10 protein-coding genes are annotated in these 14,566 nt (G+C 39.8%); 5 read left to right on the top strand and 5 right to left on the bottom strand.

Going from position 1 to position 14,566, the window contains the following annotated elements; all coding sequences use genetic code 11:
* The first annotated feature begins 12 nt into the window (after positions 1 to 12).
* A complete protein-coding gene (locus tag V7K61_RS23790) occupies positions 13 to 1,164 on the top strand; it encodes a histidine decarboxylase (protein ID WP_335057070.1) in 1,152 nt (383 codons plus the stop codon).
* A gap of 74 nt (positions 1,165 to 1,238) precedes the next feature.
* Here the strand turns inward: V7K61_RS23790 and V7K61_RS23785 are convergent, their stop codons facing one another.
* Together V7K61_RS23785 and V7K61_RS23780 are read right to left on the bottom strand one after the other, a co-directional pair.
* Complete coding sequence (locus tag V7K61_RS23785) at positions 1,239 to 4,622, bottom strand: amino acid permease (protein WP_335057068.1); 3,384 nt, start codon at positions 4,620 to 4,622, stop codon at positions 1,239 to 1,241.
* Between the two features lie 425 nt (positions 4,623 to 5,047).
* A complete protein-coding gene (locus V7K61_RS23780) occupies positions 5,048 to 5,932 on the bottom strand; it encodes a ParA family protein (RefSeq protein ID WP_335057067.1) in 885 nt (294 codons plus the stop codon).
* A gap of 521 nt (positions 5,933 to 6,453) precedes the next feature.
* Between V7K61_RS23780 and V7K61_RS23775 the strand changes: the two genes are divergently transcribed.
* The 3 genes from V7K61_RS23775 to V7K61_RS23765 all read left to right on the top strand — a co-directional run bounded on the left by V7K61_RS23775 (position 6,454) and on the right by V7K61_RS23765 (position 8,128).
* On the top strand, positions 6,454 to 6,864 hold the full coding sequence (locus tag V7K61_RS23775; protein ID WP_334896039.1) for a 2TM domain-containing protein: 411 nt from the start codon (positions 6,454 to 6,456) through the stop codon (positions 6,862 to 6,864).
* A 340-nt stretch (positions 6,865 to 7,204) separates the two neighbouring features.
* Positions 7,205 to 7,528, top strand: coding sequence for a phasin family protein (locus V7K61_RS23770; protein ID WP_094352173.1), 324 nt, complete (start codon positions 7,205 to 7,207; stop codon positions 7,526 to 7,528).
* Positions 7,529 to 7,606: 78 nt separating this feature from the next.
* Positions 7,607 to 8,128, top strand: coding sequence for an FKBP-type peptidyl-prolyl cis-trans isomerase (locus V7K61_RS23765; RefSeq protein WP_335057065.1), 522 nt, complete (start codon positions 7,607 to 7,609; stop codon positions 8,126 to 8,128).
* A 197-nt stretch (positions 8,129 to 8,325) separates the two neighbouring features.
* Here the strand turns inward: V7K61_RS23765 and dnaB are convergent, their stop codons facing one another.
* The 3 genes from dnaB to gloB form a co-directional block, all read right to left on the bottom strand.
* Complete coding sequence (gene dnaB, locus V7K61_RS23760) at positions 8,326 to 11,007, bottom strand: replicative DNA helicase (protein WP_335057063.1); 2,682 nt, start codon at positions 11,005 to 11,007, stop codon at positions 8,326 to 8,328.
* 115 nt (positions 11,008 to 11,122) lie between these two features.
* The gene (gene rplI / locus V7K61_RS23755; RefSeq protein ID WP_094352304.1) at positions 11,123 to 11,581 is read right to left on the bottom strand and encodes a 50S ribosomal protein L9; all 459 of its coding nucleotides are present in this window, start codon (positions 11,579 to 11,581) and stop codon (positions 11,123 to 11,125) included.
* 388 nt (positions 11,582 to 11,969) lie between these two features.
* Complete coding sequence (gene gloB, locus V7K61_RS23750) at positions 11,970 to 12,743, bottom strand: hydroxyacylglutathione hydrolase (RefSeq protein ID WP_335057061.1); 774 nt, start codon at positions 12,741 to 12,743, stop codon at positions 11,970 to 11,972.
* A gap of 428 nt (positions 12,744 to 13,171) precedes the next feature.
* Between gloB and V7K61_RS23745 the strand changes: the two genes are divergently transcribed.
* Positions 13,172 to 14,536 (top strand): glycosyltransferase, encoded by a 1,365-nt coding sequence (locus tag V7K61_RS23745; RefSeq protein WP_335057059.1) that lies wholly within the window; start codon positions 13,172 to 13,174, stop codon positions 14,534 to 14,536.
* The last annotated feature ends 30 nt before the right edge of the window (positions 14,537 to 14,566 follow it).

Below are 14,566 nucleotides of genomic sequence, written 5' to 3'. Positions count from 1 at the left end.
AGATACAAAGATATGTCAAATAAAGTCGCTAAGGAATTGGCTGATTTTCTGCTGCAAATAGAACAGCGATCGCAGCTTCATGCAGGCTATCCATATAATTTAAGTTGTGATTACAGTGCGATCGCTAAATTTTTCAATCTTCTGTTAAATAATGCTGGAGATCCATATATTGAACCAGATTTTGGTCTCCATTCTCGTAAGTTTGAGCAAGAAGTATTATCTTTTTTTGCCGAACTCTATAAAATTCCAGAAAATGAGTTTTGGGGTTATGTTACTGCTGGCGGAACTGAAGGTAATTTATATGGAATATTCTTAGCAAGAGAAATCTATCCCGATGGCATTCTTTACTCATCACAAGACTCTCATTATTCCATACCAAAAGCAACAAAGTTATTCCGCATTCAACATAATGTTGTTAACTCACAAATTAATGGAGAGATGAATTATGAACATTTTGAACAACTCATTAGCGAAAATCGCAATTATCCTGCGATCGTAAATTTGAATATTGGGACTACTGTCAAAGGCGCAATTGATAACTTAGACAAAGTTCTCGAAATCTTAGAACGCAATCAGATTAAAGATTACTACATTCATTGTGATGCCGCCCTTTCAGGATTAATATTACCCTTTCTAGATGGCGCTCCAGAAGTTAACTTTCAAAAACCCATAGATAGTATAGCTATTTCTGCTAAATTCATTGGTTCACCCTTGCCTTGCGGTGTAGTTTTAACCAAGAAAAAATGGGTAGAAAAAGTTGAAACAGAAATTGAATATATTGGATCGTCAGACACAACAATTCTCGGATCTAGAAACGGTCATACCCCTCTGATTCTCTGGTATGCAATGAAAACAAGAGGTTATGATGGATTAGCCAAAGAAGCAAAGACTTGTATAGCTAATGCCCAATATCTTTTCCAACAACTTAAAATCAGAGAATATCCATGTATGCTCAATAAATTTTCTAATACCGTAGTGTTTCAAAAACCTTCTCAAAGGTTAATTAAAAAGTGGCAGTTAGCGATTTATGAAAATTGGGTACACATTGTAGTCATGCAAAATATCGATCGGCACAAAATTGATACTTTTGTTAACGAACTTTTGTTAGAAGAAGGGCTACTCGATAACGTAGACAATTTCCAACTACAATCAGCGCTACACTAAGAATAGATTGTCAAGTGAAATTTATTGCCCAGTTTGATAAAGTCTTTCTCTAAACAAAATTTGCTCCCAAGATTTTATCTTTTTAAAAAGTTTTTTCCGCACAAATTAGCAGCAAGTAGTATTTCTACTTCTGCCTGTTCCATAGGTGGTAAGAAAAAATACCCTTGCCCATAATCACATTGTAAAGCCTTCAATTGTGCTAATTGGTCTACAGTTTCTATGCCTTCTGCTGTTACAGACATATTTAAATTATGGGCTAATGTCACAATCGCTCGAATAATTTCTAAGTTTTCTCCTCGACTACCTATACTGGTGACAAAAGAGCGGTCAATCTTAATGGTTTTGATTGGTAGGCGATGTAGATAACTTAAGGATGAATAGCCAGTTCCAAAATCATCCATGTGCATTTCAACATTCAGTGCTGTTAACTGGGAAAGCACAGTGGTAGCTAATTCAAAATTATCCATCAACAAGCTTTCAGTAATCTCCAATTTCAAACAGCATGGCTCCAGTCCAGTTTGCTGCAAAATATGTTTAACCTGTTTAAACACATCAGGTTGCGTAATTTGTTTACCAGAAAAATTTACGCTAATCGTCAGAGGTTGTGAGGTAGGAAATTGTTTATGCCATTTGTGCATTTGGTGACAGGCTTCATAAAGCACCCATTGACCAATACTAATAATCATTCCAGTTTCCTCAGCCAAAGGAATAAAATCTTGAGGGGAAATAAGTCCTCGTTCTGGATGATACCAACGTATTAATGCCTCAAATCCAATAATTTTGCCAGTTGTTAGTGAAACAATTGGCTGGTAATCAAGGCGAAATTCTTCTTGCTTGAGCAGTGCATTTCGCAGAGCAGTTTCTAACTCTAAGAGCAAAGCTGCACCCTTGTGCATCTTTGGATCAAAAACCTCATAACGTGCCTTACCAAGTGATTTGGCACAATACATTGCCACATCAGCATCGCGTAAAATCTGCGCTGCTTGTTCATAATCTGCTCTACTTAAAGCAATGCCAATACTAACATTAGTAAACACCCGATGCTCATTTAATTGAAATGGTAAAGCTAGCACCTTTTTAATTCGTTCGGCTACCTGTATTGCGGTGTTGATATCCTCAATTTCGTCAATTAAGATTGTGAACTCATCTCCGCCAAAACGAGCAACTATGTCTCCGCCTCGCAGAACTGACTTTAGCCGATGAGAAATTGAAATCAAAAGTTGATTTCCTAGTAGATGTCCAAGGCTGTCATTAACAACTTTAAAGCGGTCTAGGTCTAAGAATAGTACAGCAAATAAATAATTATTTTGCTGTTTACCCTGTTCTATTGCCTGCTGCACCCGCTCCATAAATAATCGTTGATTAGGTAATCCAGTTAGCCCATCATGAAGACTATTGTGCAGTAATTGTTCTTGTGCTTCTTGACGTTTAACAATGTCTTGTTGAAGTTGTTGATTAACTCTAATCAGTTCAATAGTGCGTTCTAGCACCAACTGCTCAAGCTGATAACGATACTGGACTAATTCTTCTTCTGCTAGCTTTCGTTTAGTGATATCACGAACAATAACAATATATTCTCGTAGCAGAGAATTAAATGGCTGGGAAATCGTCGATTCAACAATTCGCAAACCTTGGTTAATTTTCAAGCTTTGCTCACTTCTAGTAGACCATTGCTCCGGTTTGCCGCGATAGCATATTAGAAGTTGATTCAAGTTTTGCCCAAGCAACTCCTGAATACTTGTTTGAAATAATTCTTCAGCAGCGGCATTTGTCTGAGAAATTTTCCCGTCTTCATCTAATACTAAAACAGTATCTGGAACAGTATCTAGAGTAGTGATAAATAGGTTTCTAGCTTGTTTGCGTGCTTCATCAATAGCAATGATTTGTGGTAAAGTTGTCCAGCAAGCGATCGCAACTCCTGTAAAAGAAAGCGTCACTAATAAAATCGCTAGGAAAGAATTTTGAGGATGATTAGAAAGTCTATCTAAAAAATCGCGAATAACCCAACTGATTGTGGCAGTAATACAAATCAATGATACTAAAACAATCACTTGTAGTACCACAAAGTCTGGATTGTTTCTAGTAGACCTAGCATCGTAACGCTGTGTCCACCAGTTTGGGTGTAATGGCGCAAATCTTAAGCGACGTAGCACTAAATCTCCGCTCATCACAATAATGGGTAATAACAATCCCACTAAAAAATCTCTCCAATTCCAAGCTAAACCTCCCACTATTAGAACTACCGCTTCTACCAAGAAAAAACCAAGTGACCACCAAGGCCATAACACGTATGCTTTGCCACGACACATCCATAATCCCAGATGTAGACCCATAATAGACATGAGATAACAGGTGCCTGCTACTGTCACAAGTTGAGGTACATTTCCCAGATTTAGACAAAGCAAACTGAGTAGAAAGGTAACTAAAATAGCAGGTCCAAGGACACCTTGACGGGAAACTAATGCAAATATAGGAGAAAGCTGTCTGTCTAAGGCAAGCTGGTATAATATCCGAGGAGAGTTAGAAACTGCTGTAGCAGAACTTAGAAGGCAAGATATAGTAATCAGAAGTGTTACTAGAAAGGGGGCAAATTCACCCCAAAAAGGCTTAGAAGCTGCTACTAGATTTAAGAACGCATCGTCACCTATTGTCGGATTGGGAGCCGAACACATTAATACCCAAGAACCACCTAGAAACACCGGAGGAATTAACCAAGCAGCTACGGTTAAAAACTTTAAAGTTTTATATGGATGGCGACTATCAGCAACAAAAGAAGAAGTGGTTTCACAAGCGTAAATTGAATAGCTAGCTAGAAAAAACCACTTTGTCCATTCTTCAAAGCTTAGGCTATGTGTGCTAGTTGGGGAAAATTGAAAACTAGGAGATGAAAAGGCTAACCATAATACACCTTGAACACAAAACAATAACAGTAATAAAATCGCTGGGAATACAAAAAATAAATGTAGAAGCGCCAAAGCACGGGTGCCACTGAACGCTAAAATAAATGGAATCGCTGTAAATAAGACTTTTAAGAAAGTTTCTGGACAAGAAATACCTAATGTTTCAAAATTGACTTTAATTAGGTTGGTGAGAATAATTGCATACAGTGCTGGTGCTGCTGCCCAGCTAAAAAAGTATCCTAATGCCACGTAACGGCCTAAGCCAGGGAAGTTCTTTAATAGCCTTGTGGTATAGTTTGGTGTTCCTCCGGCAACATCTGACCAATGCCTACCTAGACTTTGTACCTGCAAGTTAAGCAAAAAGGAAATAATCGTGCCAAAAAACCAAACTAAGATAGCTTTCGGCCCTAACGCTGCATGAATGATTGGAGCAGTACCAATCCATCCAACATGACCAGTTAATCCGAAGCCCCAGGTTTCGAGATAACTCAAAGTCCGTGGTAGGCGCATTAGCAAGTGCTGATTGTTCTCCGCCCGTGCAGAATCGTTACTAACCATTGTTTCTTAGTGAGATTTACTGACCTTTTCACTCAATAGCTGAATCTCACCGATTATAGCTTCCGTATAACTGCTGAACTTTAGAAAAGGATAACTCATTTGTTACTGAATTGGGAATTTTAGATTTTAGATTTTAGATTTACTCCATACCTAAAGTATTTTTCTTCCAGAAAGAATTTTAACTTTAGGATTTGAGATTTGTTCCACGTAGCTTGTTTATCGCGGAGTAAATAGAAATTCTCTTTCTTCAGACCTTTGTGAAAATCGAAAGGTTCAGATTTACAATCTAATTTAATAGACATCTCCAGAAATTAATTATTTATTGCCTGAAACCATTGTAAAGACGTAGCAGTGCTACGTCTTTACATTCATATCTCTAATTTCATAAATCAGAAATCATGTTGTTCATCAATGATTAACTAGAGCTATAGCTTTTGCAACAACTCCTGAGTTAATTGCAAGAAAGCTTTTGAACCTGCTGATTGGGGAGCAATTAAAACAGCTGGCATAAAACTATCAACAGCTTTAGCAACATTGACATCAACCGGTATTTGTACTTTACAAATTTTATCGACACCAAAATCTTCGACAACGCGGTGCATTACTTGTTTATAGTATCTACCAGTGAGCAGGTTAGCGCTGGACATACTAAATACAATTCCCAGCATTTTTATATCTATCTTGGTTTCATGTCCGTGACTGTCTTTTAATTGGGCAATCCGTCTTTCTAGCAGTTGAATACCCACTACAGATAATGGTTCGGGTTTAGCAGGAAGTATGTAGAAATCGCTGGCGGCTAAAGCACTACGCGTCAATAGATTATAGCCCGGGGCGCAATCGAGAAGGATAAAATCATATTCTTGACGTACTGGTTTTAAGATGTTATTAATTAAGACCCTTTCAAAGCGATTCCAAATCGTTTCAAAGTCCTGTTCTCCTAAAGCAGTTGCTTGCTGATGCAGCATTTCTGAAACAACAAATTCATCATATAAATCGATATCTCCTGGTAATAAATCTAGTCCAGGAAGATTACAAACCTGGGATTGAACAATATCCTTAATTGTGAATTTTGCTTGTGGATCTGGATTGATAACTTCGTCTATCAGATACCTAAATGTCTTACTTTGTTTACGACGCTTGGCAAAATCTAAAGGCGACATCAAACTGAGTGTGGCGCTAATTTGGCTGTCTAAATCAAGAACCAGCACCCGCTTGCCATGATTTTTAGCTAAACAGGTAGCTAAGTTGACCGTGAGGGTGGTTTTACCTACACCACCTTTCATGTTGGCAGTAGCAATTACATATCCCATTGATTAAGTCCTCTATTGACGCATTCCCATCTACTAGTCTGTCAAGAAATAATTGAGGGGTGTGGATTGTTTTCTAGTTAGCGCTAAAGCACAAACTACGAACCGATCAAATCAAACTTGACAGACTACTAGGTAGCGTACACCCCTGCTCATATCTTAAATCTTCCATTAAATTTAATATTTTTGGAAATTCAAAATATTGATTTCAGCGATGTTGACTCGATTGAGGCAGCAAAATGTAGTTGGGTTTTTACCTGGAATTGTTCTACCAGAATCCTTTGCTCCATAATGACAATGTTTGGCTTAATGCCGTAACAGCGATCGCTCTTATCAAAGCAATTATAGAGGTATTGACAAATACAGTAGCCCTAAATCAATTGTGAGAAAATAATAGTGTTGTGAATATCACTAAGTATTGGGTGCAAAATGTGGATGCATTTGCTAATTGAATTGAACGAAGCGGATTGATAATTTCGTGAAATCAAAGGCGCATTTACACACAAACTTATAAGGTAATTAAAATGACTTACGATTCCGAAGATGTAGAACAAATCCTGCAAAAAGCACTCAGTCGTAAAGACAAAGGTGAATTTTCACGAGAACAGCTTTTAGAAATGGCATCTGAGTTAGGTATTTCTTCTAACATTTTGGAAGCAACTGAACAAAAGTGGTTGGCTCAACAAGAAGAAGAACGTTTACGACACAGATTTAATACTTTCCGACGCAGAGCCTTTTGGACACACTTTGTTTCTTTCCTAGCAGTGAATTTATTCCTCATTCTCTTAAATTTAATCACTAGTCCTAGTTATTTTTGGGCTATTTTTCCAGTATTAGGATGGGGGTTAGGATTATTTTTTCATTGGTGGAGTGTTTATCAGAGTAAATCAGAGGATTACGAAATCGCTTTTCAGAAATGGCGTAGACAAATTTAACTTCTCCTTTAACGATCGATCTTAGATATTCAGCGATCGCTATTATCCTAATTTGTGCCTCCTTCTAGATAAAATCTTCCCATAAACTACTCACATTCACCGCCAGGGGTGAGTGTGAGCTTTGTAATTTATAGGGAATTGCCTATAACATCGCAAATTAGGTAAATTTGGGCAACCTTAAACTTGAGGAGTTGTATAATCACGACCTTCGATCCTTATCCTTGTGCTTGCCAATTTGCCAAAATAGAGCTGTAGGCTAGAATAACTACGCTTTAAGAAGCTTGATTGCCTAAACTCAGGAGCAAGGGTCGGCTGGTTAATAAGATAAAAGGAAGGGAGTATGGACAATAACAACTGGTTGCAACAGCTAATGATGGTAGGCCTTGGTACAACGTCTATAGTCGCAGAAAAACTGCGGCAAGTCAGCGATGATTTAGTCAAAGACGGTAAGCTTAATCCTGAGCAAGCCAAGGCGGTAATAGATGATATTGCCCAACAGTTAAAGTCGGAACAGGGAAACTTCGATGTGCAAATGCAACGGCAAATGCGAAATATGATGCAGGATTTGGGGGTGGCTCGCCAGTCAGAAGTGGACGAGTTGAGGGGTAGAATTGACCGTTTAGAGCGGCAATTGCGCGATTTAGAAAATAAGCTTTGGCGTTAGAATGTCCTTTGTGATTTAAACTAAATGTGTCCTGTTGGTAATGTTTTTGCCAGGATACCTAAGTAAGGAGAACTGATTTTGAAACCAATTTTCCTCAGCGTGGCGTTCATGCTGGTGTGTGTTGTGCTTTTGATTGTGGGGCAAGTAGGCAGTAAACAGAATACTGCCATTGCTGCCGAGTTAACCCAAACGCCGCCAGTATCCACAGCTGTAACTGAAAACAATATCTTAATTGCGAGTAATACTATGTCTGATGCTAATGCCGTAACCACTCCCTCTGGATTAAAGTATGTGGAGTTAAAAGAGGGGACTGGGGCGACTCCTAAACCTGGACAAACGGTTGAAGTTCACTATGTCGGCACTTTAGAAGATGGTACTCAGTTTGATAGTTCACGCGATCGCGGTCAACCCTTCAGCTTTAAAATCGGTGCTGGACAGGTAATCAAAGGTTGGGATGAAGGAGTTAGCACCATTAAAATAGGCGGTCTTCGTAAGTTAATCATCCCCCCAGAGTTAGGCTATGGCGCTCGTGGTGCTGGTGGCGTGATTCCACCCAATGCAACTTTAATTTTTGAAGTGGAATTGCTGGGAGTAAAATAGGGATTAGGGACTAGGGATTGGGTACTGGGGACAAGGGAGAATTATTAAAAGAAGTTTTTATTCTCTCTGTTCTCAATGCCCAGTGCCCTATCAAATAAATTAAGTATTTTAGGGTATAGAGAATAGCTATTCGGTAAAAATACATCATTAATGAGTAAATCAGGCTCATTCATTGCTCAAATAATTACTTAGGCTGGCTAAATTTTTAAATTTTGAAACTTTGTAAACTGTGGATTGAACAAAAGTTTCGCTGTACCCGTAGGCCCGTTGCGGTGTTTAGCTATAATAACTTCTGCAATGCCGCGATCGGGAGTATCGGGAGAGTAATATTCATCGCGGTACAACATTATTACTAAATCCGCGTCCTGTTCAATCGAACCTGATTCTCTCAAATCAGATAACATCGGACGCTTGTTAGTGCGTGCTTCCACCCCGCGGCTTAACTGAGATAAAGCAATAACTGGTACAGATAATTCACGCGCTAAACCTTTGAGTTGACGCGTAATTTTTGATAATTCTTGTACGCGATTATCACCTGCTCCTTCCATCAATTGCAAGTAATCTATTACAATTAATCCTAATTCAGTTCCAATTTCAGCTTGCAGTCTTCTTGACTGACTACGCATTTGTGTAACTGTAATATTCGGCGTATCGTCAATATAAATTGGCATCTCGGAGAGGATACCAATAGCACGGCTTAAAGGTTCCCACTGTGTTTGACTCAAGCGACCAGTTCGCAAATAACTACTTTCAATTTGCGCTTCACTAGCTAATAAACGTTGCGTCAGTTGCTCTTTGGACATTTCCAAGCTGAAAAAAGCAACTGGTAATTTATAAGAAGCGGCAATATTATGAGCAAGGTTTAAGCAAAAGGCTGTATTGTGTACACAAATATCATTAGCAACAAAATTGTGTGTTTCTGGAATTGTTAAGTCATAAACTTGTTTGTTCCCTACCAACTCAATCGCAACTATTTCATCCCAATAAATATCACTAGTTGCTAACTGTTGAAGTGGTAAATCCTCCAAAGCTGTAGCTAGTATCCAAAGTCTTTCCCGCTTTAAGGCACGTTTGCCAACATGCATATTTGTTGACCCTTGAATACCTGCACGTCTAGCTAAACTACTCCAAGTTTCATTACCTTTTGCTGCTGCTATTTGTGACCAAATCTCTACAGGTATCAAGTCACGATTAGTTTGATATCTCTTTTGAGATATTGCTGCTGTAACTTTTGCTATTGCTTCTTCTTTACTAAAGATACCTATTTCTGCAATAAAAGTTTTGATAGATAAGGCATCAGTTATATCCAATTGCCACGCTGGTCTGCGGGTGTTTTTATACTTGACAGACCGCTTTTTGAGTGATGCAATAATGCCAAATCTTAATAAAAGATGTTGGATTTGTCTTGCTAATTTCTCGCTGACTGTTGCATAGCCTAACTGTGATTGACCGCTAGCAAGTAGTGCAGCCCATCCATCAGTAGCAAAGAGACGATTAAGGAATAAGGCTATTTGCGATCGCTCTAATTTAAAAACGATGTTTGGGATAGTTTTAGAATGAGCATCTTTGCCCCACAAACCTAATTCTTCTAACCAAAGTGTTAGCGAATTCTTCCGAGATTTGCTCATGCAAGCAAATCCATGAGATACAAACTCTTCTAAATCTAATGTTCCTTGAGAATCTTGCCAGCGAATTTTTAAACCAACAAAATCAGCAACTGCTTGAGAAAATTCTGCTTGCAATAACGGATTACTATTTGTAAATCGTGGAGTGCAGTTAGTTAAACCACCATCGCCAATTAAGTATGCTAATAACTTTACTTCGCACTCACGTATGGTTTTTGTACCAAATACATTTATTTTTCGCGGAACAGCAATCTTATCGCCAACTGTCAGATTTTCTAATTTTTCCCAGCCTTTAATAGTCAAATATGGGTGAGTGATTGTAGTTTCAATAGACCTACCTAAGCGAGTTTTTACTCGAAAAACTGGTTTGATACCATCATCTACAAATGCACAGGGTTGAGTAAAGGTAAATTTCCAGTCGTTGTTTAGCGTCAATAATGAGCCACTTGTGTTGAGCATCTCGGCTTCGCTCGTTGGCGTAGCCTCTCGTAGAGATGGAACCGGAGTCGAAACATGACGTTGTTTATATAATTCTTCAATTGTGGTAATTGTTCCATCTGCCAAAACTATTTCTGAATCATGGCTGAGGCATTTCCCCATTGATGGCCTGCCAGCAACAATAATCAAATCAGAACGCTGAAAGCCGCTGGTCATGGCATCTAAATCGTAAAATCCGCAGGGAATTCCAGGTAAGGCGATGCCTTGATTTCTATCTTCAATATCCTGGAAATTATTAATTAGAGTATCAGAAATGTGAACTAAACCCGATTGGGGACGTTCTTGAGTAACGCCGAAAACTTTCTGTTCTGCCTGATCTAAAACTTGTGGTAACTCGGTTTCTGTTTCGTAACCAAGATGTACAATTTCATTGCCAGCTTTAATTAATTGTCGCCGCAGGTATTTTTCCATCACCAACCCGGCTAACCCGTCGATGTTCACCGCTGACACTGTGCGGTCTACCAGAGTTGCTAATTTATTTCTGCCACCAATTCGAGCCAGTAACTCGTGGTCAGTCAACCAACTTGTAACTGAGAGTAAATCTGTGGGTTTACCTTGAGCGTGGAGCCTCACAGCAGCTTGATAAATATCTTTGTGAGCGCTAATGTAAAAAGCTTCAGGAAGAAGGCGATCGCTAACTCGACTAATCGCTTCTGGATCTAGCAAAATACCCCCCAAAATCGCTTCTTCCGCCTCAATATTTTGTGGTGGGAGGCGATTGCTACCATCGCCTTGAAAACTCAATTCTTCAGCCATAAACGATTTTAGTTTTGAGATTTTGCTAGAGACGCGATTAATCGCGTCTGTACAGGAGTTTGGAGTTTGTATTTACCCCTACTTTCCCTGCTTCCTATGCTCCCACTACTGTCTCCTAGCTAGCAACGACTTGAATATCGACTTGCGCCGCTACTTCCGAATGCAGCTTGATTTCGGCTTGATAAGTACCAAGGTGGTTAATATCGGGGATGGTAATTCCACGCCGATCGATTTCCTGACCGGTGGCTGCCTTAATTGCATCTACAACATCTTGGGTGGTGATAGTACCGAAAATTGCTTCGTTTTCACCAACTGGCTTGGCAATTGTCAAGCTGCCAACTTTTTCTAAAGATTCTTTTTGCTCAAGAGCTTGTTGTCTGAGTTCTAATTGCCGTTGACGCTCTTGCTCACGACGGCGTTCTACTTGCTTGAGAATACCAGGAGTGGCATTGGTTGCCAATTTCTGGGGAATCAGATAGTTACGAGCGTAGCCAGGAGCTACTTCCACTAAGTCGCCAGATTTTCCTAGCTTGCTGATATCCTGATTTAAAACTAACTGCACGCGTTTCGCCATCGTTTTTCGTTTTTCCTGTAAAATCTGATTAATTTGGGTGGGTTTGAGCAGCATAGCTCACTAAAACAGTGCTGTTAGCTGTAGCGGGGCATTGAGCCAGTGCTGTTAGCTGTAGCAGGGCGTTGAGCTAGTGCTGAGTAAAGAGTCCTGAATAACTAGTGTTTTTTCAGAACTTAGAACTCCTGAAATGAGTATATTTTCCCAAGTAGCTTTGCCCATACCTTAAAGCTTACAGATCCTAGCGAAAGGAAGGGTGCGATCGCAACTATTAGCGCTAGAAAGTTGGAGGAATGGGAGCAGGGGAGCAGGAGAGCAGGGGAGCAGGGGAGCAGGGGAGAAATAATCAATGCCCCATACTTCGGCTACGCTCAGTACAAGTGCCCAATACCTAAAAGTTATTTTTCATTTCCCGTATCAGCGCAAAGGTTTGTACTCCATCGCTACCTTTAACGGTTGATTGTAATGATGGCTGATCCCAACGTAAAAAGGGATTGGTTCGCTTCTCCATTCCCAGCAACGAGGGTATAGTGGCTTCTCCTCGACTACGATAAGTTTTCACTTCATTGAAACGTTTTTGTAAGTCGGCATTGTCACCATCCACAGTGAGGGCAAATTGCAGATTTCCTAAAGTGTATTCGTGGGCACACCAGATACGCGTATCATCCGGTAGCGAACGCAGTTTGCTTAAAGAATCTACCATTTGGGTTGGTGTTCCTTCAAACAAGCGACCGCAACCGCCAGAAAATAAGGTATCGCCGCAAAATAAATCGCCTGTCTCACCAGCTTTTTCGGGGGGAAAGTAGTAAGCGATGTGAGCGCGGGTATGTCCGGGAACAAAAATAACTTCAGCTGTCCGATCTGCAAACTGGACGCGATCGCCTTGTTGCAAAAACACCTGCTGTCCGGGAATTCGCCCGCGATCTTCGACGCCACCGTAGACTGTTAGTTGCGGGAAGTGTTCTATTAATTGCTGATTGCCACCTACATGGTCATTGTGGTGGTGTGTGTTGAAAATCGCTACCAACTCAACTTTTAACTGTGCAAGTTGCTTTAGTACTGGTTCAGCCTCTGCTGGATCTACAACCGCAGCAATTTGTTGCTGGCGATCCACCAGCAAAAATATGTAGTTATCCGAGAGTGCCTCAAGCCTGATTACTTGCATTAATATCTCCCTTTCAAGATAAGTACTTTGGAATTTATCAGCAATCTTAAATATCTCAGTGAGAAAAGGTTGAGAAAGTCCATAAATACTATGATAGTACACAACCGTAATAATACTTAAAAATATGACAAGTAACTATAAATTATGATTTGAATATATCAGTAAAATTTCTCTGGAAGGAAGTGTAAAAGCTAAGTTAGATTTATCCTGTTCTTTTTGTCCTAAATTGTCTTTTTTACTCAAAAACACCAAATCAGTCATCGAAAATTTTTTATTTGTACATACTAACTATTAATACGGATAATACGGAATCTTATAGATTCACTTTGGGTTATTTATAAAAGATAGATGTTAATAACGATTAAATAGAGCAATCAATCGTGGTAAAAAAAGATGAGCTTTCCAATTTTTTCTTTGCAGGTTCATAAATGAAGCTAATCCATACAACTAGCTGGTATTTTCCTGATACATCAGCCGGTGCTGAAGTATACTTAGATTCATTACTGCATGGCTTACAAGCACATGGACTAGAAAGTATTGTTGCTGCTCCTAAACAAGGTACAGAAGAAGATACCTACGAATACAATGGCATCTCAGTTTATCGTTATCCTGTTTTTCCCAACCCCAGTAAGATAGAGGTACACAAGCAGCTACCCCACGGCGGCTTTAAAAATTTTGCTAATTGGCTAGAAAGCAATCGAGCCGATGTCTACCATCAACATTCATGGCGATTTGACTGTGGTTTACATCATCTGGCTCTCGCCCACCAGTTAGGGATGGCTACTGTAGTCACCGTCCACATACCTGAGCCTATATGTCTGCGTGGTACGATGATGCGCTGGGGTGAAGAACCTTGCAATGGGCTGATTGACTCTGTTAATTGTAGTCAATGTTTGGGAGTAGCAAAACAAGTATCACCTTGGATGCTCAAGGCTTTAGGTCAAGTTCCCTTAGATGTTGGCATCGCAGCAGAAACAAAATTACTTACCTCTAAAAATTTCAAGCTGCGTCTACTTGGTAAAACTCTTGGTATTCCTACCCTAGTGTCTCAACATAGACGCAATTTGATGCAACTAGCAAAACTAGCCGATCGCATTGTTGTAACGAGTAATTGGCAATACAATGCTTTTGTTGCAAACAAGGTTCCTCCCGAAAAACTTACTGTCTCTCGCCAAGGTGTTGCTAACACTTTCAAACGTGAAGTAACACCAAACAAACTACAAAACTCTACATTAAAAATTGGCTTTTTGGGCCGCTGGCAAGAAACTAAAGGGGTACAAGTTTTAGTAGAAGCCGTACATAGTCTACCGAATGATGTACCTGTGGAGTTAATTCTTCATGCTACTCATCCGGGAAAATACGGTGCTGCCAATCGGGAAAAAGTTATGGCGATCGCATCTCGCGATCGCCGGATTCGGATTGCTGAACCACTTTCACGCGAAGCAGTACCAGAGGCATTAGCAGGTTTCGATATACTAGCAATACCATCGCAGTGGTTAGAAACTGGGCCCATAGTTGCTTTAGAAGCGCAAGCTATGGGCATTCCTGTACTTGGTTCAAATTTAGGAGGGATTGCTGAGTTAGTCCGTCACGGCATTGATGGTTGGTTGGTTCCAGCCAAAGATGTCCAAGCATGGGCTGAAGCGATCGCAACTTTAGCCAAAGACGCGGATTTACTAGCTAAATTACGTCAAGGTATCCAGCCAGTACGTACAATGGATACTGTTGCTTCAGAGATGTTGGCACTTTACCATGAAATCTTAAAAATTCCTCAGAAAAATTTTGTATCTTGATGGATTGACAACTAATTTATTTAGTTGCTC

The sequence above is a fragment of the Nostoc sp. genome (assembly GCF_036918015.1).
Classification (GTDB): Bacteria; Cyanobacteriota; Cyanobacteriia; order Cyanobacteriales; family Nostocaceae; genus Nostoc.
This window is presented reverse-complemented; position numbering and strand designations above follow the sequence as displayed.

Coding starts and splice junctions, on each gene's coding strand:
- V7K61_RS23790 (WP_335057070.1), top strand. CDS start 13: ATGTCAAATAAAGTCGCTAAGGAATTGGCTGATTTTCTGCTGCAAATA.
- V7K61_RS23785 (WP_335057068.1), bottom strand. CDS start 4,622: ATGGTTAGTAACGATTCTGCACGGGCGGAGAACAATCAGCACTTGCTA.
- V7K61_RS23780 (WP_335057067.1), bottom strand. CDS start 5,932: ATGGGATATGTAATTGCTACTGCCAACATGAAAGGTGGTGTAGGTAAA.
- V7K61_RS23775 (WP_334896039.1), top strand. CDS start 6,454: ATGACTTACGATTCCGAAGATGTAGAACAAATCCTGCAAAAAGCACTC.
- V7K61_RS23770 (WP_094352173.1), top strand. CDS start 7,205: ATGGACAATAACAACTGGTTGCAACAGCTAATGATGGTAGGCCTTGGT.
- dnaB (WP_335057063.1), bottom strand. CDS start 11,007: ATGGCTGAAGAATTGAGTTTTCAAGGCGATGGTAGCAATCGCCTCCCA.
- rplI (WP_094352304.1), bottom strand. CDS start 11,581: ATGGCGAAACGCGTGCAGTTAGTTTTAAATCAGGATATCAGCAAGCTA.
- gloB (WP_335057061.1), bottom strand. CDS start 12,743: ATGCAAGTAATCAGGCTTGAGGCACTCTCGGATAACTACATATTTTTG.
- V7K61_RS23745 (WP_335057059.1), top strand. CDS start 13,172: ATGAAGCTAATCCATACAACTAGCTGGTATTTTCCTGATACATCAGCC.